The sequence below is a fragment of the Serratia sp. CY82433 genome (assembly GCF_052166535.1).
Lineage (GTDB): Bacteria > Pseudomonadota > Gammaproteobacteria > Enterobacterales > Enterobacteriaceae > Serratia > Serratia sarumanii.
The window spans coordinates 2539095-2559815 of sequence record NZ_JBJNOR010000001.1; the positions used below are offsets into that span (position 1 = coordinate 2539095).

General features: G+C 60.4%; 16 protein-coding genes, 1 tRNA gene and 1 pseudogene. 13 read left to right on the forward strand and 5 right to left on the reverse strand.

The window, feature by feature from the left end; translation table 11 throughout:
- The first annotated feature begins 52 nt into the window (after positions 1-52).
- From ACJ8PI_RS12330 to yejF, 4 genes are read left to right on the forward strand one after another with little or no spacing between them, the layout of a single operon-like run.
- Complete coding sequence (locus ACJ8PI_RS12330; protein WP_164134529.1) at positions 53-1864, forward strand: extracellular solute-binding protein; 1812 nt, start codon at positions 53-55, stop codon at positions 1862-1864.
- A gap of 9 nt (positions 1865-1873) precedes the next feature.
- Positions 1874-2965, forward strand: a complete 1092-nt coding sequence (locus ACJ8PI_RS12335; protein WP_164134528.1) for a microcin C ABC transporter permease YejB — start codon at positions 1874-1876, stop codon at positions 2963-2965.
- A complete protein-coding gene (locus ACJ8PI_RS12340; protein WP_164134527.1) occupies positions 2962-3987 on the forward strand; it encodes an ABC transporter permease in 1026 nt (341 codons plus the stop codon). Before ACJ8PI_RS12335 ends, ACJ8PI_RS12340 begins: the two co-directional genes overlap by 4 nt.
- A gap of 1 nt (position 3988) precedes the next feature.
- Positions 3989-5599, forward strand: coding sequence for a microcin C ABC transporter ATP-binding protein YejF (gene yejF / locus ACJ8PI_RS12345; protein WP_049213405.1), 1611 nt, complete (start codon positions 3989-3991; stop codon positions 5597-5599).
- Between the two features lie 8 nt (positions 5600-5607).
- Here yejF and ACJ8PI_RS12350 read toward each other — a convergent pair whose 3' ends face one another.
- The 3 genes from ACJ8PI_RS12350 to rsuA form a co-directional block, all read right to left on the reverse strand.
- Entirely contained in the window at positions 5608-5952 is a 345-nt protein-coding gene (locus ACJ8PI_RS12350) for a YejG family protein (protein ID WP_004935763.1), read from the reverse strand.
- Between the two features lie 594 nt (positions 5953-6546).
- Entirely contained in the window at positions 6547-7743 is a 1197-nt protein-coding gene (locus ACJ8PI_RS12355) for a Bcr/CflA family multidrug efflux MFS transporter (RefSeq protein WP_025303559.1), read from the reverse strand.
- A 41-nt stretch (positions 7744-7784) separates the two neighbouring features.
- Positions 7785-8498: a 16S rRNA pseudouridine(516) synthase RsuA gene (gene rsuA / locus ACJ8PI_RS12360; RefSeq protein WP_033648013.1), complete on the reverse strand. Its 714-nt coding sequence runs from the start codon at positions 8496-8498 to the stop codon at positions 7785-7787.
- Between the two features lie 317 nt (positions 8499-8815).
- Between rsuA and ACJ8PI_RS12365 the strand changes: the two genes are divergently transcribed.
- Positions 8816-10573: a DEAD/DEAH box helicase gene (locus ACJ8PI_RS12365; RefSeq protein WP_033635283.1), complete on the forward strand. Its 1758-nt coding sequence runs from the start codon at positions 8816-8818 to the stop codon at positions 10571-10573.
- Positions 10574-10735: 162 nt separating this feature from the next.
- Positions 10736-11020: a 50S ribosomal protein L25 gene (gene rplY, locus ACJ8PI_RS12370; RefSeq protein ID WP_004935776.1), complete on the forward strand. Its 285-nt coding sequence runs from the start codon at positions 10736-10738 to the stop codon at positions 11018-11020.
- An 84-nt stretch (positions 11021-11104) separates the two neighbouring features.
- Here the strand turns inward: rplY and yejK are convergent, their stop codons facing one another.
- Positions 11105-12112: a nucleoid-associated protein YejK gene (yejK, locus tag ACJ8PI_RS12375; RefSeq protein ID WP_039565050.1), complete on the reverse strand. Its 1008-nt coding sequence runs from the start codon at positions 12110-12112 to the stop codon at positions 11105-11107.
- A gap of 210 nt (positions 12113-12322) precedes the next feature.
- Between yejK and ACJ8PI_RS12380 the strand changes: the two genes are divergently transcribed.
- From ACJ8PI_RS12380 to ACJ8PI_RS12390, 3 genes are all read left to right on the forward strand, one after another.
- Complete coding sequence (locus tag ACJ8PI_RS12380; RefSeq protein ID WP_004935782.1) at positions 12323-12550, forward strand: YejL family protein; 228 nt, start codon at positions 12323-12325, stop codon at positions 12548-12550.
- Positions 12551-12559: 9 nt separating this feature from the next.
- Positions 12560-14341 carry an LPS biosynthesis-modulating metalloenzyme YejM gene (gene yejM / locus ACJ8PI_RS12385; RefSeq protein WP_033635286.1) on the forward strand — a complete coding sequence of 594 codons (1782 nt, stop codon included), beginning with the start codon at positions 12560-12562 and terminating at the stop codon, positions 14339-14341.
- Positions 14342-14419: 78 nt separating this feature from the next.
- Positions 14420-14496, forward strand: a tRNA-Pro gene (locus tag ACJ8PI_RS12390).
- Between the two features lie 47 nt (positions 14497-14543).
- Here ACJ8PI_RS12390 and ACJ8PI_RS12395 read toward each other — a convergent pair.
- Positions 14544-15719: pseudogene (locus tag ACJ8PI_RS12395) on the reverse strand (molybdopterin dinucleotide binding domain-containing protein); the annotation flags it as partial.
- 17 nt (positions 15720-15736) lie between these two features.
- Here ACJ8PI_RS12395 and ACJ8PI_RS12400 point away from each other — a divergent pair.
- The 4 genes from ACJ8PI_RS12400 to rcsB are packed head-to-tail and all read left to right on the forward strand — an operon-like array spanning position 15737 to position 20719.
- A complete protein-coding gene (locus ACJ8PI_RS12400) occupies positions 15737-16144 on the forward strand; it encodes a DUF4186 domain-containing protein (protein ID WP_086580209.1) in 408 nt (135 codons plus the stop codon).
- A gap of 54 nt (positions 16145-16198) precedes the next feature.
- Positions 16199-17353, forward strand: coding sequence for an MFS transporter (locus tag ACJ8PI_RS12405; protein WP_033648025.1), 1155 nt, complete (start codon positions 16199-16201; stop codon positions 17351-17353).
- Positions 17354-17373: 20 nt separating this feature from the next.
- Positions 17374-20076 (forward strand): phosphotransferase RcsD, encoded by a 2703-nt coding sequence (gene rcsD / locus ACJ8PI_RS12410; RefSeq protein ID WP_033653782.1) that lies wholly within the window; start codon positions 17374-17376, stop codon positions 20074-20076.
- The gene (gene rcsB / locus ACJ8PI_RS12415) at positions 20069-20719 is read left to right on the forward strand and encodes a response regulator transcription factor RcsB (protein WP_004935900.1); all 651 of its coding nucleotides are present in this window, start codon (positions 20069-20071) and stop codon (positions 20717-20719) included. The genes rcsD and rcsB overlap by 8 nt, the downstream gene beginning before the upstream one ends.
- Positions 20720-20721: the final 2 nt, after the last annotated feature.

The following is a 20721-nucleotide window of genomic DNA, read 5'->3' on the forward strand; positions in this document are numbered from 1 at the left end:
GTTATGCTGGGCGCAGGTTGTACTTTATTCCACAGCAGGAGCTTACCGTCCGATGTCCGTGCGCATTTTCGCTGCTCTGGTGCTCTCGGCACTGAGCTTCGGTCTGCAGGCCGAAGCCCTCAACGAAAGCTACGCTTTCGCCCTTCTCGGTGAACCGAAATACGCCACCGACTTCAGCCATTTCGACTACGTCAACCCGGCGGCGCCCAAGGGCGGCGACGTGCGGCTGGCGGCCATCGGTACCTACGACAACTTCAACCGCTTCGCCACCCGCGGCGTGCCCGGTGCCCGTACCGAACAACTGTACGATACCCTGTTCGCGACGTCCGACGACGAACCCGGCAGCTTTTATCCGCTGATTGCCGAATCGGCTCGTTATCCCAGCGATCTGCGGTGGGTCGAAGTGGATATCAACGCGCGCGCCCGCTTTCAGGACGGCAGCCCGATCACCGCCGCCGACGTGGCCTTCACCTTCAATAAATTCATGACCGAAGGCGTGCCGCAGTTTCGCTCTTATTACAAAGGCGTCACGGTCAAGGCTATCTCGCGTTTGACGGTGCGTATAGAGTTTCCGCAGCCGAACAAAGAGGCGATGCTGTCGCTATTCGGCAGTCTGCCGATCCTCCCGGCTGCTTTTTGGCAAGGGTATAAGCTCAATGAGCCGCTCAACATCCCGCCGCTCGCCAGCGGCCCGTATAAAATCGGCGATTACCGCCTCGGCCAGTACATCACCTACCAGCGAGTACGCGACTACTGGGCCGCCAACCTGCCGGTGAACCGCGGCCGCTATAACTTCGACAGCATTCGCTACGATTATTACCTGGACGACAAAGTGGCGCTGGAAGCCTTCAAGGCCGGCGCTTACGATTTCCGCATCGAGCCGTCGCCCAAAAGCTGGGCCACCCAGTATCAGGGCGGCAACTTCGCGCGCAACTACATCATCAAGCAGGACGAGACCAACCAGGCGGCACAGAATACCCGCTGGCTGGCATTCAACATCCAAAAACCGCTGTTCGCCGATCGTCGGGTACGGGAAGCGATTGGCCTGGCTTTCGACTTTAACTGGATGAACAAGGCGCTGTATTACAACGCCTATCAGCGCGCCGACAGCTATTTCCAAAACACCGCCTACGCCGCCCGTAGCTACCCGGACGCCGCCGAACTGGCCTTGCTGGCACCGCTCAAAGGCCAGGTGCCGCCGGAGGTGTTCACCAGCATCTACCAGCCGCCCTCCTCCGACGGCAGCGGCAACGATCGGCAAAACCTGCTGAAAGCGACCCAACTGCTGAAAGAAGCCGGTTGGGTGGTCAAAAATCAAAAGTTGGTCAACGCCAAAACCGGCCAGCCGTTCACTTTCGAGCTGATGCTGCTGAGCGGCAGCAACTTCCAATATGTGCTGCCATTCCGCCACAACCTGCAGCGATTGGGCATCGAGATGCAAATTCGCGAAGTTGACGCCTCACAGTACACCCGCCGCCTGCGCGAACGCGATTTCGACATGATGTCGACCGTATATATGGCGATGCCGTTCCCCAGCGCCGATCTGCAAATCCTGTGGGATTCGCAGTACATCGATTCCAGCTACAACACGGCCGGCGTCAAAGATCCGGCGGTCGACAGCCTGGTGAGGCAAATCGCCGCCCATCAGGGCGACGAAAAGGCCCTGTTGCCGCTCGGCCGCGCGCTGGATCGGGTGCTGACCTGGAACAACTACATGCTGCCGATGTGGTACTCCAACCACGATCGTTACGCCTATTGGGACAAGTTCTCCACGCCGTCGATCCGCCCGGCCTATGCGATCGGCTTCGATAACTGGTGGTACGACGTCAACAAGGCGGCGCGTTTACCGGCTCAACGGCAATAAGGAGTCGGAATGGCGGCCTATCTGATACGCAGACTGTTACTGGTGATCCCCACGCTGTGGGCGATCATCACCATCAACTTTTTTATCGTGCAAATTGCCCCCGGCGGCCCGGTCGATCAGGCCATCGCCGCCATTGAGCTGGGGCATGGCAGCGGTTTTGGCAGCGGCGGCGTCAGCGAAGGCCTGGGCCATGCCCGAGCGGGCATCGCGGCAGGCGACAGCCAATACCGCGGTTCGCGCGGTCTGGATCCGGAGGTGATCGCCGAGATCACCCAACGTTACGGCTTCGATAAACCGCTGCACGAGCGCTACTTCACCATGCTGTGGAACTATATGCGCTTCGACTTCGGCGACAGCCTGTTTCGCGGCGCCTCGGTGATGCAGCTGATCGGCCAGAGCCTGCCGGTCTCCATCACGCTGGGCCTTTGGAGCACGCTGATCATCTACCTGGTGTCGATCCCGCTCGGCATCCGCAAGGCCGTCCACAACGGCAGCGCGTTCGATACCTGGAGCAGCACGCTGATCATCATCGGCTACGCCATTCCGGCTTTCCTGTTCGCCATCCTGATGATTGTGCTGTTCGCCGGCGGCAGCTACCTCGACTGGTTCCCGCTGCGCGGCCTGGTCTCCAGCAACTTCGACGCCCTCTCGTGGCCGGCGAAGATCGCCGACTACCTGTGGCACATCACGTTGCCGGTGCTGGCGACGGTGATCGGCGGCTTCGCCACCCTGACCATGCTGACCAAAAACTCGTTCCTCGACGAGATCCGCAAGCAGTACGTCACCACCGCCCGCGCCAAGGGGCTGGATGAGAAAAAAATCCTCTACCGCCACGTGTTCCGCAACGCCATGCTGCTGGTGATCGCCGGTTTTCCGGCCACCTTTATCAGCATGTTCTTCACCGGCTCGCTGCTGATAGAAGTCATGTTCTCGCTCAACGGCCTGGGGCTGCTGGGCTACGACGCCACGCTGCAGCGCGACTACCCGGTGATGTTCGGCACGCTGTATATCTTCACCCTGATCGGCCTGCTGTTGAATATCCTCAGCGATATCACCTACACCCTGGTCGATCCGCGCATTGACTTCGAGGCCCGCCAATGAGCCGCCTTAGCCCGATCAACCAGGCGCGCTGGGCGCGTTTTCGCCGCAACCGCCGCGGCTACTGGTCGCTGTGGATCTTCTTGGTGCTGTTCACCCTGAGCCTGGCCGCCGATCTGATCGCCAATAACAAACCGCTGTTGGTGCGTTATGAAGGCCGGTTGTACCTGCCGTTTATGATTAGCTACAGCGAAACCGCCTTCGGCGGCGAGCTGAACACCGAAGCCGACTATCAGGATCCGTTCGTACAGCGGCAGATCGAACGGCACGGCTGGGCGGTTTGGGCGCCGATCCGCTTCAGCTACGACACCATCAACTTCGCCACCGAGGTGCCCTTCCCCTCGCCGCCTTCGCGCCACAACCTGCTCGGCACCGACAGCAACGGCGGCGACGTGCTCGCTCGTGTGCTGTACGGTTTTCGCATCTCGATGCTGTTCGGCCTGGCATTGACGCTGTTTTCCAGCCTGATCGGCGTGTGCGTCGGCGCGACGCAAGGGTATTATGGCGGGCGCTTCGATCTGTGGGGGCAGCGCTTTATCGAAGTGTGGTCGGGCATGCCGACGCTGTTTCTGATCATTCTGCTGTCGAGCATCGTCCAGCCCAATTTCTGGTGGCTGCTCGGCATCACCATCCTGTTCGGCTGGATGAGCCTGGTGGGGGTGGTGCGCGCCGAATTCCTGCGCACCCGCAATTTTGACTACATCCGCGCCGCGCGCGCCATGGGCGTGCCGGATCGCGTTATCATGTCCCGCCATATGCTGCCCAACGCCATGGTGGCGACGCTGACCTTCCTGCCGTTTATCCTGTGCGGCTCGATCACCACCCTGACGTCGCTCGATTTCCTCGGTTTCGGTCTGCCGATCGGTTCGCCGTCGCTCGGTGAGTTGCTGCTGCAAGGCAAAAACAATCTGCAGGCGCCGTGGCTCGGCATCACCGCCTTCCTGGTCTTGGCGGTGCTGCTGTCGTTATTAATCTTTATCGGCGAAGCGGTGCGCGACGCCTTTGACCCCAGCAAGGCGCATTGATATGGCCACTCCTTTGCTCGCTATTCAGGATCTCAGCATCGCCTTCCGCCAGGGCGACACCGTCACGCCGGTGGTCAACGAACTCTCGCTGCAAATCGCGCCGGCGGAAACGCTGGCGCTGGTAGGGGAATCCGGCTCCGGCAAAAGCGTCACCGCCCTGTCGATACTGCGCCTGCTGCCCGCGCCGCCGGTGGTTTACCCTGCCGGCGACATTCTGTTCAACGGCGATTCGTTGCTGCATGCGCCGGAAGCGGCGCTGCGCAAGGTGCGCGGCAATCAGATCGCGATGATCTTTCAGGAACCGATGGTGTCGCTTAACCCGCTGCACACCATCGAGAAACAGCTGGCGGAAGTGCTGATGCTGCACCGCGGCCTGCGGCGCGATGCCGCGCGCGCGGAGATCGTCGAGTGCCTGGAGCGCGTCGGCATCCGCCAGGCCAAAAGCCGGCTGCAGGACTATCCGCATCAGCTGTCCGGCGGCGAACGCCAGCGGGTGATGATCGCCATGGCGGTGTTGACCCGACCGAAACTGCTGATCGCCGACGAACCCACCACCGCGCTCGACGTCACTATCCAGGCGCAGATCCTGACGCTGCTGCAAGAATTGAAACGAGAGATGGACATGGGGCTGCTGTTCATCACCCATAACCTGAATATCGTGCGCCGCCTGGCGGACAACGTGGCGGTGATGCGCCAGGGGCGCTGCGTGGAGCAAAACGCCCGCGCGCGGCTGTTCAGCCGGCCGCAGCATCCTTACACGCAGCAGCTGCTGGCCGCCGAAGACGTCGGTGAACCGCTGCCGTTGCCTGCCGCGGCCAACGGGCGCCCCGGCGACGAGCGGCCGCTGCTCAAGGTGGAGAACCTGCAGGTGCGCTTCCCCATTCGCCGCGGCCTGCTGCGCCGCACGGTGGATTATCACTATGCATTGAAATCATTGAGTTTCGAGCTGCGGGCCGGGGAAAGCGTGGGGCTGGTGGGGGAATCCGGCTCGGGCAAAAGCACCACCGGGCTGGCGCTGCTGCGCCTGTTGGCCTCACAAGGCGCCATCTGGTTCGACGGCGAACCGCTGCATCCGCTCACGATGAAGCAGATGCTGCCCTACCGCAGCCGGATGCAAATCGTCTTCCAGGATCCCTATTCCGCCCTGAACCCGCGCCTTAACGTGCAGCAAATCATCGCCGAGGGGCTGGAAGTGCACCAGCAGCTTAGCGCCGAGCAGCGGGAACAGCGCGTGATCGAGGTGTTGCAGGAGGTCGGCCTGGATCCGCAGCTGCGCCACCGCTATCCCACCGAGTTTTCCGGCGGGCAGCGCCAGCGTATCGCCATCGCGCGCGCGCTGATCCTGCAGCCGCAGCTGCTGATCCTCGACGAGCCGACCTCTTCGCTGGATAAATCGGTGCAGGCGCAGATCCTGGCGCTGCTGAAATCGCTGCAGCAACGTCACCGGCTGGCTTATCTGTTCATCAGCCATGACCTGCAGGTGGTGCGTTCGCTATGCCACCAGGTCATCGTGCTGCGACAGGGAGAAGTGGTTGAACAGGGAGACTGCCGGGCGATTTTCGCGGCGCCCGCCGCCGACTATACCCGTCAACTGCTGCAGTTGGCGGATTAGCGGCGAATTCAGAAGGGGTACTGCGCGCTGAGCGGTTCGGCGATCGCGGCGCCGACGTTTTTGAGGCGGCACATGGTGGCGCTCTCGTCGCTGCGCTGCACGAACAGGCAAGGCTCTCCTTCCCATTCGACAATCGCGCAGTCGACCTGAATCTCCTGCAGCGACAGATTGAGCTGTTGCATTACCTGCCAGGCCTCGGCCCCTTCATGGCTGAGCAACTTCAGCCCAATCAGGTTGTTATCTTCGTCTATTCCGTTAAACGGAATCGGTTCGACCTTCACGCCGGTGAAACCGGATAGCCAACGATAACTTTGCGGCAAGCGATGCACTACCGAAAGTTGGATACTCTCCACATGAAATCCCTAGTTTGAAAAGGTGAAACACTTTTACCTGACAGGGTTACTAAGTTATAGCCGTTGACTCCCGACTCTGCCGCGCACAAATGTTATTTAAATGTAAATTTTGCCGCAAACCATTAACCTGACCCCGTGCTTGCCGATGCCGCGCCATTTTTTGGCGCGCCGTGCGGTGTTATTTCACGGCATTTTGCGACTCAGCTCGCATTTTTGCGTTATATGTAACCCTTTCCCGCAGCGATCTCAACTCTTTTTTCTTGCAATGCGACTACTTTTCCGTCGCCATATTTTTACATTGAAGAAACATTTCACCCGCCACGTTAGCGCAGCCTCTCCTGCTAATGCCTTGATTTACATCAATCCTAATACAAACCACTCGCGCGGCGCAGCCGACAGAACGCCGCGCCTCCCGGGGAATATCGGGCGGCACGATGGCGGAGTTTTTTAACAAAAAGCACACAGATGGGAAAATGACCGATTAATCAGCAGGCATATATTTAGCAACAAATTATTCATTGCCGGTTGCACCCTGAAATGGCAGGGCGCAACCCCATGACGCTGCGGGGCGAAACGCCCCGAGTCGGGAGAACGTCAGGCTGCGCGATCGCGCGGCCGGCTGGCGTAAACGTAGAACAGCACCGCCACGATGCTGCACAGCGCCATCGAGGTGACCATTGGCCAGGCGCTTTTGCCCGGCGCCATCGACAGCACCGCCCCCACCAGCGCGCCGATGCTGAAGCGCAACGTGCCGGCCAGGGAAGACGCGGTGCCCGCCATATGCGGAAAATCATCCAGGATCACCGCCATGGCGTTGGAGGAAATCATCGCGATGCACCCCAGGTAGACCGCTACGCCGATCACCAGCGCCCAGAAGCCCAGGCCGACGGCGCTTACCGCCAGCAGCCACAGCCCCATCGCCAGCTGCACCAGCAGCCCCAGCTTGAACATCTTGACCGCGCCGAACCGCCGCACGTTGCGGCTGTTGATCAGCGTCGTCAGGAACAGGAAGACGATGTTCAGCGCAAAATAGTAGCCGAAGTGCTGCGGCGAAACGTGGTTCAGTTCGATGTAGACGAACGGCCCGGCGCTGAGGAACGAGAACATGCCCGCAAACGAGAAGGCGCTGGCCAACATGTAGCTCAGCACCCGCTTGTGGCGGAACAGCGAACCGAAGTTGCCCAGCGTGGTGCGCAGGTGGAACCGCTGACGCCGCTCTTTCGGCAGCGTCTCCTTGATGAACAAGGCCACCAGCAGTGAACCGATCAGCGCCGCGGCACCCATGGTCCAGAAGATGGCGTGCCAGCTGAACCACAACAGCAGCGCACCGCCGATCATCGGCGCCAGCAGCGGCGCGATGGTCATCACCAGAATGACGAACGACATCATGCGCGAGAACTCATCCTTGGTGAACATGTCGCGCATCAGGGCGTTAATCACCACGCTGGCGGCGGCGGCGGCCAGACCGTGCAGGAAACGCAGCCCGATCAGCTGATCGATAGACTGCGCCATGGCGCAGGCGCAGCCGGCGATGGCGAAGATCAGCGTTCCCCACAGGATCACCGGCTTGCGGCCGATGCTGTCCGACATGGGCCCATAGAACAGCTGCCCGAAGGCAAAGCCGAGCATATAGGCGCTGAGCGTCATCTGCACGCTGCCGGACTCGACGCCAAACTGGGCGGCGATCACCGGCATACTGGGCAGGTACATGTCGATCGCCAACGGCATCAACATGGACAACAGCCCCAGAATGAAAATCAAACCGAGATGAGAGGTTCGGTTCTGTTGCACGTTCCACGACTCCTTAATCGGCCGCAATCAATGATCGGTTATCAGTCCTGCAGGTGCGGCGCGCCCACGCTGGCGATCTCTTCTTCGGTCAGTGGGCGGTATTCACCCGGCGCCAGATCGTCATCCAGCACGATGGCGCCGATGCGCTCACGGTGCAACTCGATCACCCGGTTGCCGACGGCGGCGAACATCCGCTTCACCTGGTGGTAGCGCCCTTCGCTGATGGTCAGGCGCACCACGCGCTCGTCGACCTGCTCCAACGTCGCCGGCCGCGTCAGATCTTTCTCGTTGTGCAGTTGCACCCCTTCGGCGAAACGCTGCGCGGTGTCTTCCGCCAACGGGTGCTCCAGCGTGACCAAATAGGTTTTCTCGCAGTGGTGGCGCGGCGACGTGACGCGGTGCGACCACTGGCCGTCGTCGGTCATCAGCACCAGCCCGGTGGTGTCGATATCCAACCGCCCGGCGGCGTGCAGCTTGTACGCGACCGGCTCATCGAGGAAATACAGCACCGTCGGATGATCGGGATCGTCGGTGGAGCAGACGTAGCCCTGCGGTTTGTTGAGCATGAAATAGCGCGGGCCGTTCTGCTGCTGCAGCGGATTGCCGTCGAACGCCACTTCTTGCTCCGGGGTCAGTTTGATCGCCCCGCTCTTCACCACCTCACCGTCAACGGTGACGCGTTTAGCCCGAAGTTCGCGCGCGACCAGCGCACGGCTGATGCCTAACTGCTGAGATAAAAACTTGTCCAATCGCATGGGATCTGCTTTGCCTGTCGTTGTTATGATCGCATTGATCGTATTGCCAAAATATGACGCCCGCCGTTGCACCGGGTGCAAATGGCAGGTTCAGGGGGGAAATCGCGTGGGGGAACAGCGATTGCTGTCACACGAGTATAGCGGCACAACGCGTTGCCCGACAGGGGTAATTTTCACGCTTCTCGCACCGCGCGCGCGCAGAAGGCATAATAATGGAAATTTTTCGGCCGCCCGGGCGTAAAATGTCACGCTTTCTGTGGGAACAGAGGTGACAAAACCGCTTCCCGGCGGCCCATTCCAACCTACGGCGTTCATTTATGGCCTTTACCCTACGCCCCTACCAACTGGAAGCGGTCGAAGCCACCATCAATCATTTCCGGCGGCACCCCGAACCGGCGCTGATTGTGCTGCCGACCGGCGCCGGCAAAAGCCTGGTGATCGCCGAACTGGCGAAGCGCGCCCGCGGGCGGGTGCTGGTGCTGGCGCACGTCAAGGAACTGGTGGCGCAAAACCACGCCAAATACTGCGCCTACGGCCTGGAAGCGGACATCTTCGCCGCCGGCCTGCAACAAAAAGAGAGCGCCGGCAAGGTGGTGTTCGGCAGCGTGCAGTCGGTGGCGCGCAACCTGCCGCTGTTCGACGGTGCCTTCTCGCTGCTGATCGTCGATGAATGCCACCGCATCAGCGACGACGACGACAGCCAGTACCAGCAAATCATCCAGCATTTGCAGAAAACCAACCCGCAGCTGCGGCTGCTGGGGCTGACCGCCACGCCCTATCGCCTGGGCAAGGGCTGGATTTACCAGTATCACTACCACGGCTTCACCCGCGGCGACGGCGCCAGCCTGTTTCGCGACTGCATCTACGAGCTGCCGCTGCGCTACATGATTAAGAACGGCTTCCTGGTGCCGCCTGAGCGGCTGGACATGCCGATCGTGCAGTACGATTTCAGCCGGCTGGAGGCCAGAAGCAACGGCCTGTTCAGCGAAGCGGATCTGAACCGTGAGCTGAAGCGGCAAAACCGCGTCACGCCGCATATCATCAGCCAGATTGTAGAGTACGCCCAAGATCGTAAAGGGGTGATGATCTTCGCCGCCACCGTCGAGCACGCCCGCGAGATCCACGGCCTGCTGCCGAACGGCGAGGCCGCGCTGGTCAGCGCCGAAACGCCGCCCGCCGAGCGCGATGCGCTGATCGAGGCGTTCAAACAGCAGCAGCTGCGCTATCTGGTCAACGTAGCGGTATTGACCACCGGCTTCGACGCGCCGCACGTCGATCTGATCGCTATTCTGCGCCCGACCGAGTCCGTCAGCCTGTATCAGCAGATCGTCGGCCGCGGTCTGCGGCTGGCGCCCGGCAAGGAGGATTGCCTGATCCTCGACTACGCCGGCAACCCGCACGATCTGTTCACGCCGGAGGTCGGCGTCAGCAAGCCGCACGGCGACAGCCAGCCGGTGCAGGTGTTCTGCCCGGCCTGCGGCTTCGCCAACCTGTTCTGGGGCAAGTGCACCGAGAATGGCGACATCATCGAGCACTACGGCCGCCGCTGTCAGGGCTGGCTGGAAGACGACGACGGCCACCGCGAACAGTGCGATTACCGCTTCCGGTTCAAGAGCTGCCCGCACTGCGGCGCGGAGAACGACATCGCCGCGCGCCGCTGCCATCAGTGCCAGGAGGTGCTGGTCGATCCCGATGACATGCTGAAGGCGGCGCTGAAGCTGAAAGACGCGCTGGTGCTGCGCTGCGGCGGCATGGAATTGCAAAGCGGCCGCGACGACAAGGGCGAATGGCTGAAGGCCACCTATTACGACGAGGACGGCACCAGCACCAGCGAGCGCTTCCGCCTGCAGACGCCGGCGCAGCGCAAAGCGTTCGAAATGCTGTTCCTGCGCCCGCACCAGCGCGCGCCGGGCGTGCCGTTCGCCTGGCACACCGCCGCCGACGTGCTGGCGCAACAGCAGGCGCTGCGCCATCCGGATTTCGTGGTGGCGCGCAAACGCGGGCAGTTTTGGCAGGTGCGCGAGAAAGTGTTCGATTATCAAGGCCGTTTCCGCCGCGCCAATCAGTTGGCCTGAGCGAACGGCCCTCAATCTGGGCAGGTTTTCGTTGCCCTGCAGGCGGCTTTCCGTTAAAATGCCGCGCGCTTTACCTGGGCCTGCCCAGCGTTAAAGCGGAATTCCGAACTTGCTACTTGGGTCGCCTGTAGCAGGGTAAATTTTCTTTTAAGAGAAAAAACAATGTTCACTATCAATGCAGAAGTACGTAAAGACCAGGGTAAAGGTGCGAGCCGCCGCCTGCGTGCAGCAAACAAATTCCCAGCTATCGTTTACGGTGGCAAAGAAGCTGCAGTTTCCATCGAATTGGACCATGATTCTGTCAAGAACATGGAAGCTAAACCAGAATTCTACAGCGAAGCAGTAACTCTGGTTATCGACGGTAAAGAAACCAAAGTTAAGGTTCAGGCTGTACAGCGTCACCCGTTCAAGCCAAAACTGGCTCACATCGACTTCGTTCGCGTTTAATCGCTACGTTTTCGAACCTTTCGGGACGCCGAAATAAAGAACGCCGCAATTGCGGCGTTTTTTATTGTCTGCGATTCGGCGCGCTTACTTGCCGCTGCCGGTCCGGCGCTGCAGCTGATCGCGCAGATTCGGCGGCGTGCCTCTGATGGTCAGGGTGTCGGTGGCCGCATCCCAGAAAATGCGCTCGCCCAGCAGCATGGCGTCGAAGTTCAGGCTGATGCCGCCGCCGCTGCCGGCGAATTTGGTTAGTTGGCGCAGCGTGCCGCGATCCGCCGGGAAGCTTTCTTCCAGCTCATACCCTTGCTCGCTGGAGAACTGCATGAAGTCTTTCTCGCCGACCGGCGACAGCTCCTGCGACAGCGCCTGCAGCTCAATCTCTTCGCCCGCCTGCAGCTGTTCGTTGCAGTAGCTGTACACCTGCTGGCGCACCGACTGGCGCTCGTTCTTGTCCAGCTGCGCATCGGCGCAGTAGTCGTCCACCGCCTGCAGCAGCCCACGGTTTTGCGCCTTGGTGTCCAACCCTTCGGACGCCGCCAGGAAATCCATGAAGAAGTCGGCGACCTTGCGGCCCACGCGCCCGCGCAGGAAGGTCAGGTAGCGGGTCGATTCCGGGTTGGTTTCCCATTCGGTCAGATCGATGCGCGCGACGATATCAGCGTTGTTGATGTCCAGATAGTGGGTGGTGTTGATATCCAGCTCTTCGTTGACGCGCATGCTGTTACGGCTGTTCAGCACCGCGATCAGCAGATACTCCACCGCCAGATAACGGTATTGGCCAAACAGCACCACGCCGCCTTCGGCGAACGGATACTTCGCCAGTTCGTCGCGCAGGCGGCCGGTCGCCGCGCGGCTGAAGGCCAGAAAGTCCTTATCGTCCTTGCGGCAGGTGCGCAGCGCTTCCGCCAGCTCGCTGCCTTCGTTGAACAGGCCCAAGGCCTTGCTCTTGGCGCTATAGACGCGATGCAGTTCCGTCATCATTTCTTCCACCGCCGCGTTGGTGGGAAGCAAGGAATCGCGCAGCACCACGTCCAGCGTTTGCTCGTCGCGTTTCACCAACTGGTGCAGAGCGATCTGGTCGATATCCAGACTCATGGTAAATCCTCCTGTTCTTTAGGCGCGTATTCAAACACTGAAGGCCCCGCCCTGCAATACTAAAAACCGCGGCAAACCGGAAAGGCGCTGCGAGGGGCAGCCCCGGCGCGGGCGAACAATTTCCCGAATGACAGGAAGTGATAAAAGAGCGGAAAATCACTGCCCTATACGGTAAGATAGGGCACTTTGCAGATTACTAAGCGCAATTTTATGCCACAATCATCCCGTTACAGTGACGAACACGTTGAACAACTGCTCTCAGAGCTGGTCAATGTTCTGGAAAAACACCATACCCCCACCGATCTTTCCCTGATGGTGCTGGGCAATATGGTCACTAATTTGATCAACACCAGCGTTGCCCCCGCGCAGCGGAAAACCCTGGCGAGATCGTTCGCGGAAGCCCTGCAGGCTTCTGTCCGTGAAGATAAAGCACATTAATATTGACTTATGGTGACAAACCGTCAGCGTTATCGTGAAAAAGTCTCCCAGATGATCAGCTGGGGGCACTGGTTCGCCTTATTCAACATTTTGCTCGCCCTTGGGCTGGGCAGCCGTTACCTGTTTGTCACCGACTGGCCCGCATCCCTGCTGGGCCGGGTTTATGCCTTTGTCAGCCTGCTGGGGCATTTCAGCTTTATCGTGTTCGCCGGCTATTTGCTGGTGATCTTCCCGCTCACCTTCGTGGTGATGTCGCAGCGGCTGCTGCGATTTATTTCCGCCGCGCTGGCCACCATCGGGCTCACGCTGTTGCTGGTCGACAGCGAAGTGTTCTCCCATTTCCACCTGCACCTCAATCCGGTGGTGTGGGATCTGGTGGTCAACCCGGACCAAAGCGAGCTTTCGCGCGACTGGCAGCTGATGTTCATCTGCGTGCCGGCGATCTTCCTGGTGGAGATGCTGTTCGCCACCTGGAGCTGGCAGAAGCTGCGCAGCCTGAACCGCCGCCGCTTCGGCAAACCGCTGGCGGCGCTGTTTATCAGCGCCTTTTTCGCGTCGCACCTGATTTACATCTGGGCCGACGCCAACTTCTATCGCCCGATCACCATGCAGCGAGCCAACCTGCCGCTCTCGTACCCGATGACCGCGCGCAAGTTCCTCGAAAAACACGGCCTGCTCGACCAGCAAGAGTATGAGCGCCGCCTGATGCAACAGGGCAATCCGGAAGCGGTGGCGGTAGAGTATCCGCTCAGCGATCTCAGCTACGGCGATAAAGGCAGCGGCTATAACCTGCTGATGATCGTGGTGGACGGCATTCGCGCTAAAGACGTGGCGCAGGACATGCCGGCGCTGACGCGCTTCGCCCAGGAAAACGTGCGTTTCAGCGATCATTACAGTTCGGGCAACCATGCCGATACCGGGCTGTTCGGCCTGTTCTACGGCATTTCCCCGACCTATCTGGACAGCGTGCTCGCCGGCCGCAAGCCGTCGGCGCTGATCGCTGCGCTCGGCGATCGGGGCTACCAGCTGGGGCTGTTCTCCTCCGATGGCTTCAACGCCAGCCTGTACCGTCAGGCGCTGTTGACCGACTTCTCGCTGCCGACGCCGGCGCCGCAAAGCGACGCGCAAACCACGCAGCAATGGCAGCGTTGGCTGGCGGATCAGGGTAGCAAAGAGCCGTGGTTCTCCTATATCAGCTTCAGCGGCGCCGAGGCTGTCGAAGGCGACAAAACCCCGGCTCCGGCCGACTTTATTCGGCGCTATCGCACCGGCGCGCAAGACGTGGACGCCCAGATAGCCCAGGTGCTGGACACCCTGAAACAGCGCGGCCTGCTGGATAAAACCGTGGTGGTGATCACCGCCGAGCACGGCGTCGAGTTCAACGACAGCGGCAAAGGCCAATGGGGCGCCGGCACCGGTTTCAACCAGGCGCAGCTGCAGGTGCCGTTGGTGATCCACTGGCCGGGCACCCCGGCGCAGACCATCAGCAAACTGACCGGCCATAACGACGTGATGCGCACCCTGATGCAACGATTGCTGCACGTGAAGACCGCGCCGAAAGACTATTCGCAGGGCGAAGATCTGTTCACCGCCCAGCGCCGCAACGACTGGATCGCCACCGGCGATGGCAATCAGCTGGTGATCATCACGCCGACGCAGACGCTGATGCTGGACAACAGCGGCAACTATCGCGTCTACGATCAGAACGGCGATGAAATAAAAGACGAGAAACCGCAGCTTGCTCTGCTGTTGCAGGTGCTGACCGATGTAAAACGCTTTATCGCCAACTAACTGCTTAAAACTAAAGCAATCAAGAGGCGAGGCGCTTGCATTAACATCGGGAATCGGTAGTATGATTTTTCATAGCGTCGGCATGTAGCGCAGCCTGGTAGCGCACCGTCATGGGGTGTCGGGGGTCGGAGGTTCGAATCCTCTCATGCCGACCAAATTTAATAAAACCTGCTGTTACAGCAGGTTTTTTTTCGTCTGCCGTTTACGCGGAAAGTTTGACGATCGCCGCTGGAATCCCCTGGCGCACCGCCGCACCGGTCACCCAGTCCAGCCAGGTGTTCGGCACTTCGCGCGTCGGATCGGCAAACCCCAGATCGTTGAGGTTGATGCCGGCGGCAATGCGCTTATCCATCGCCAGCGGCTCGCCGTCCAGGTAGTGCTGGCTGGCGCCCATCTCCCGGTGGCCGTAGCCGTGTTCCACCGCGATCACGCCGGGCATCACCCCCGCCAGCAGACTGATCTGCGCCTCACGGCTGCCGCCCGGGGTGCTGATGCTCACCCAATCACCGTGTTGAATGCCGAAACGCGCCCCGTCCGCCGGGTTCAGCGCCACCAGGTTCACCGGCTTCACGTCGTGCAGGCGCCGGATCACCGCGGTGGAGCTGCTCATCACATTGGATTTGAAGGACATCAGCCGCAGCGGCCACTGCCGCTCAGGGTAGAGTTCTTCCACCGCGCGGCCGTCCGACAAACGCGCCGGGTAGCAGGTTGGGCAGCCGCTGAAACGCTCGCCGGTAATCGCATGCCGGTGCTTCGCCACTTCCGCATTCCAGATCTGCAGCGGCTTCTCCCAGCGGTTGCCCACGCTGCCGTCGCGGCGGCCGCTGTCATGACCGGCGAAGCGGCCGCCGCGGCTGTAGATAAACGCCACGCGGCCGATCTCATCGGCGCGCAGCGTCTGCGCAAGCTGCGGCAACAAGCGATCGACGCCGCTCAACGCCAGCTCTTCCTCCCTCACGGCCGGCACCGGCGCCTTGCCGGCAAACGCCACGTTGGCGGCGGCGCGCAGATAATAATCCTCGGCGCGGTTGAGCGGCAGCAGCCCGCCCCGGCCGTCGCCGATAGCGCGATCGCCGAACCCCGGCAGCGCCAGGCGTTTGGCGACGGCGATGCAAAACGCCTCCATGGAGATCGGCTGCCCTTGCGCCGTTTTCGCGGTCGCCGGCGTCACTATCGGCCAGCGCGCAGTGGTGGCCTTGCTGGCGACGCCGCCCCAGGGGGCGCTGAATCCCCAGCTCTCAAAGTTATGGGTGTCCGGGACGATATAGTCGGCCAATGCCGTCGTTTCGTTGATAAACGCATCGATGGCGATAAACAGCGGCAAACGCGCCGGATCTTTCAGCCGCTCTTCCGCCACGCCGCGCAACCCGGCGATACCTTCAGCGAGTAAAATTCATGATGCCCTTTCAACCCGACGTGCTGTGGCGGCGGCTGCAAAGTTCCCCCTTCCGCGCTCGCTTCCGTTTAAATGCCAAAGACCAGGCTTATCTCGAGGGCAAGGGATTACCCCTTATCCTCAGCCATGCCCGCGATTTTATCGATCGCCGCCTGGCCGCCGCCCACCCTAAAAACGACGGCAAGCAAACGCCGATGCGTGGCCACCCGGTGTTCGTCGCCCAGCACGCCACCGCCACCTGCTGCCGCGGCTGCCTGGAAAAGTGGCACGGCATACCGCAGGGCGTCGCACTGGACGAGCGGCAAAAGGACTATATTGTCCAGGCTATCGCGCTGTGGCTGGTGCGCAGAGGCGGCGCCAGGGATGTGTCAGGCACGAATATTTTCGACCCGGATCGCGGATTGTGATAAAAACTGTCAGTAACTTTCACCATTCTTTTGACCCAAGATCCTGACGCTTACATGACAGCCACCTTGTGTAATGAACAGCAAACGCCCGGCGTTCCTCAACAGATCGCCACCCGTCTGGCCTTTTTCGTCGCCGGTCTCGGCATGGCCGCCTGGGCGCCGCTGGTCCCCTTCGCCAAAGCGCGCATCGGCATCGACGACGGCTCGCTCGGCCTGTTGCTGCTCTGTATCGGCGCCGGCTCCATGCTGGCGATGCCGCTGACCGGTTTCCTGACCGGCAAATTGGGCTGCCGCTCGGTGATTTTGATGGCGGGGCTGGGATTGTGCATCGATCTGCCGCTGCTGGCGCTGATGGACTCTCTCGGCGGCATGGCCGTGGCGCTGCTGCTGTTCGGTGCGGCGATCGGCATGATCGACGTAGCGATGAACGTTCAGGCGGTGATCGTCGAACGCGCCAGCGGCAAGGCGATGATGTCCGGCTTTCACGGTTTCTTCAGCATCGGCGGCATTGCCGGTGCCGGCGGCGTCAGCGCGCTGTTGTGGCTGGGGCTGACGCCGCTGCAATCCACCCTGCTTACCGTACTGGCGGTGATAGTGCTGCTGGCGCTCGCCAGCCGCCATCTGCTGCGTGAGAGCGGCGCCGACGACGGCGGGCCGATGTTCGTCTTGCCGCGCGGCTGGGTGATGTTCATCGGCATTCTTTGCTTCATCATGTTCCTGGCGGAAGGATCGATGCTCGACTGGAGCGCGCTGTTCCTCACCACATTGCGCGGCGTCGAACACAGCCAGGCCGGTCTGGGTTATGCGCTGTTTTCCATCACCATGACGCTCGGCCGGCTCAATGGCGATCGGGTGGTGAACTCGCTGGGCCGCTACCGGGTGTTGCTGCTGGGCAGCCTGTGCGCCGCTCTCGGCCTGAGTCTGGCCATCGCCTTCAATCACGCCACCGTGTCGCTGGTCGGTTTCATGCTGGTCGGCCTGGGCGCCTCGAACGTGGTGCCGATCCTGTTCAGCGCTGCAGGCAACCAGCGCGACATGCCGGCCAATTTGGCGATCGCCTCCGTCACCACCGTCGGCTATGCCGGTATTCTGGCCGGCCCGGCTCTGATCGGCTTCATCGCTCAGTTTTCCAGCCTGACGGTGGCCTTCGCCTGCGTAGCCGCTCTGCTGTTGGCGGTGACCGCCAGCGCCAGGGCCGTCACTCGCTGATTCAGGAATGCGCAGCCACTATGCAAAATAAACAATTGACCATCAGCTCCAGCAACATTACCCGCTGCTTCCTGCTGTTTATCGTGCTGCTGACGATCGGCATCGGCCTGTATGGCTACAACTACACCAACGCCTGGCTGGCGGAAAAAAAGTACGCGCTGAACAGCATTGCCGGTTCGCTGCAAAAGCGCATCGATACCTACCGCTATATGACCTATCAGGTCTATGACAAATTCGGCAATGCGCCGGCGCAGAATGTCGATCCCGGTTTGCAGGAAACCCGCCTGCGGCCCGACGTCTATTATATCGAGAAACCGCACAAGAAAACCGACGCGGTGATCTTCGGCAGCCATGACGAGAGCACGCTGGCGATGATCGCCAACATCTCGGATTACCTGGACACCCGCTGGGGCGCCAAGACCGAAAACTACGCCATGTATTACCTCAATGGTCAGGACAACAGCCTCAGCCTGATCACCACTCAGCCGCTCAAAGAGCTGGCTTCGCGCTTTCGGGAAAGCTACCTGACCACCTCGGCGGACGAACGCCGCGCCGAGATGCTGCAGCAGGCCAATATGCTCGACGAGCGCGAGAGCTTTTCCGATCTGCGCAAGCAGCGCTTCCAGAACGCCTATTCGTTCTCGATTCGCACCACTTTCAATCAGCCAGGGCATCTGGCGACGGTGATCGCCTTCGACTTGCCGATCAACGACATCATTCCGGCCAATCTGGCCCGCGCCAATTTCCTGCTGCAGCCGGACGATGTTGATCTCGACGACAGCACCATCCCGGCGGAAACCGTCCTCGGCACCCATGCGACGATGAGCGGCGGCTGGGTGGAGTTCAGCGCCGCCCTGCCCAATGCGCCGCTGAAGGTGGTGTATCGCGTTTCGGCCATCAATCTGGCCATCGACCTGCTGCGCAACAACATCTGGCTGATCGCGGTCAACTTGCTGCTGCTGGCGCTGTCGATGCTGAGCATCTACTTTATCCGCCGCCAGTACATTCGCCCGAGCGAAAACATGGCGGTGGAACTGGAGGCCGAGCGCGCGCTGAATCAGGAAATCGTCTCCAGCCTGCCTTCCGGCCTGCTGGTCTACAGCTTCGCCAACAATGCGGTGATCGCCAGCAATAAAATCGCCGAGCACCTGTTGCCGCACCTCAGTCTGCAAAAGATCGCCCATATGGCCGAACAGCATCACGGGGTGATCCAGGCGACGGTCAACAACGAGGTGTATGAAATCCGCATCTTCCGCAGCCAGCTGTCGCCGGACACCTACCTGTTCCTGATGCACGATCAGGATAAAGAGGTGATGGTGAACAAGCGGCTGCAGCAGGCACGGCGCGAATACGACAAAAACGTTCAGGCGCGCAAGCTGATGCTGCACAACCTGGGCATTGAGCTGAATCAGCCGGTACGCCAGATGCACGATCTGGTCGATCGTCTGCACGGCCGGCCGGATGAGGAACAGCAGCAGGCGCTGCTGGGCCAGCTGACGGCGGCGTCGGCTTCGGTGCTGGAATTGATCGATAACATCACCCTGCTGACCCGGCTGGAAACCCAGGACTGGCAACCCTCGCGCGAGCCGTTTAGCCCGACGGCGATGATCGACGAGTTGCTGTTGGAGGCCCTGCCCGCCCTTAATCAGAAGGGGCTGGCGCTGTTCAAGCATTTCCAGCTGGACGTCGAGCAGAACTATATCGGCGACGCCAACGCGCTGCGCAAGGTGATCTCGCTGCTGGTGCATTACGCCATTATCACCACCGCCTGCGGCAAGATTTCCCTGGTTGTCGACCATGAGCCCGAGCACCCGGATCGCCTGATTTTCCAAATCAACGACACCGGCTCCGGCATCTCCAACGAAGAGATCAGCAACCTCAACTATCCGTTCCTCAGCCAGACGCTGGTGGACCGCTTCAACCACGGTTCCGGCCTCACCTTCTTCCTGTGCAATCAGCTGTGCAAGAAGCTTAACGGCCAGTTGGACATTCGCAGCAAGGTGGATATCGGCACTCGCTACACCATTCGCGTCGCCATGGAGATGGAGAAAAAAGAGCCGCAGGAGCAGGAAAAACTGCTCGACGGCGTCACCGCCCTGCTGGACGTCACGTCGGATGAAGTGCGCGGCATCGTGACCCGTCTGCTGCAGGCCTACGGCGCCGACTGCCTCGTCGCCGACGATCGCGCGGTCAATCGCGATTATGACGTGCTGCTGACCGATAACCCGCAGCGAGCCGATGATTACACCCTGCTGCTGGCGACCGATGAGCCGGGTTGGCAAGCGCTGGATAAACGCTACATTCGGGTGAACTACAACCTGAACGGCGCATTAATCGACGCCGTGCTGATACTGATCGAACAGCAAATGGCCGCGCTGGAACAGGAAGAAAGCCCGCTTTCATTGAGTTCAGAAGATATCCAACTCTATGAAAAACAATTGAAATCAAGTGATTACTATGGGCTGTTTGTCGATACAGTACCCGACGATGTCAAAAAACTGTATACTGAGGCGGGCAGCAGTGATTTCAATGCGCTGTCACAAACCGCACATCGCCTGAAAGGCGTGTTTGCCATGTTAAATCTGCTTCCCGGCAAGCAGCTGTGCGAATCGTTAGAACAGCGCATCGCAGAAGGTGATGCGCCCGAGATCGAGAATAACATCAGTCAGATTGATTTTTTCGTCAGCAGACTGCTGAAGCAAGGTAGCCAACAACATGAATAACCTGAACGTAATTATTGCTGATGACCATCCTATCGTACTGTTTGGCATCCGGAAGTCACTTGAGCAAATTGAATGGGTGAATGTCGTTGGGGAGTTCGAAGACTCAACCGCACTGATCAACAATCTGTCCAAGCTGGACGCCAACGTGCTGATCACCGATCTGTCGATGCCGGGTGACAAGTATGGCGACGGCATCACGCTGATTAAGTACATCAAGCGTCACTATCCGCAGTTGTCGATCATCGTGCTGACCATGAACAACAACCCGGCGATCCTGAGCGCGGTATTGGATCTGGATATCGAAGGCATCGTGCTGAAACAAGGCGCGCCGACCGATCTGCCGAAGGCGCTGGCCGCCCTGCAGAAAGGCAAGAAGTTCACGCCGGAAAGCGTCTCTAAACTGCTGGAGAAGATCAGCGCCAGCGGCTATGGCGACAAACGCCTGTCGCCGAAAGAGAGCGAAGTGCTGCGCCTTTTCGCCGAAGGTTTCCTGGTGACCGAGATCGCCAAGAAGCTCAACCGCAGCATCAAAACCATCAGCAGCCAGAAGAAATCGGCGATGATGAAGCTGGGCGTCGAGAACGACATCGCCCTGCTCAACTACCTCTCCTCCGTCAGCATGACGCCGTTGGACAAAGACTAAAG

Excerpts from the sequence above, each read along its gene's own strand:
- ACJ8PI_RS12330 (WP_164134529.1), top strand. The coding sequence starts at position 53 with ATGTCCGTGCGCATTTTCGCTGCTCTGGTGCTCTCGGCACTGAGCTTC.
- ACJ8PI_RS12365 (WP_033635283.1), top strand. The coding sequence starts at position 8,816 with ATGGCCTTTACCCTACGCCCCTACCAACTGGAAGCGGTCGAAGCCACC.
- ACJ8PI_RS12340 (WP_164134527.1), top strand. The coding sequence starts at position 2,962 with ATGAGCCGCCTTAGCCCGATCAACCAGGCGCGCTGGGCGCGTTTTCGC.
- rcsD (WP_033653782.1), top strand. The coding sequence starts at position 17,374 with ATGCAAAATAAACAATTGACCATCAGCTCCAGCAACATTACCCGCTGC.
- ACJ8PI_RS12400 (WP_086580209.1), top strand. The coding sequence starts at position 15,737 with ATGATGCCCTTTCAACCCGACGTGCTGTGGCGGCGGCTGCAAAGTTCC.
- yejK (WP_039565050.1), bottom strand. The coding sequence starts at position 12,112 with ATGAGTCTGGATATCGACCAGATCGCTCTGCACCAGTTGGTGAAACGC.
- yejM (WP_033635286.1), top strand. The coding sequence starts at position 12,560 with ATGGTGACAAACCGTCAGCGTTATCGTGAAAAAGTCTCCCAGATGATC.
- ACJ8PI_RS12335 (WP_164134528.1), top strand. The coding sequence starts at position 1,874 with ATGGCGGCCTATCTGATACGCAGACTGTTACTGGTGATCCCCACGCTG.
- ACJ8PI_RS12405 (WP_033648025.1), top strand. The coding sequence starts at position 16,199 with ATGACAGCCACCTTGTGTAATGAACAGCAAACGCCCGGCGTTCCTCAA.
- rcsB (WP_004935900.1), top strand. The coding sequence starts at position 20,069 with ATGAATAACCTGAACGTAATTATTGCTGATGACCATCCTATCGTACTG.
- ACJ8PI_RS12380 (WP_004935782.1), top strand. The coding sequence starts at position 12,323 with ATGCCACAATCATCCCGTTACAGTGACGAACACGTTGAACAACTGCTC.
- rsuA (WP_033648013.1), bottom strand. The coding sequence starts at position 8,498 with ATGCGATTGGACAAGTTTTTATCTCAGCAGTTAGGCATCAGCCGTGCG.
- rplY (WP_004935776.1), top strand. The coding sequence starts at position 10,736 with ATGTTCACTATCAATGCAGAAGTACGTAAAGACCAGGGTAAAGGTGCG.
- yejF (WP_049213405.1), top strand. The coding sequence starts at position 3,989 with ATGGCCACTCCTTTGCTCGCTATTCAGGATCTCAGCATCGCCTTCCGC.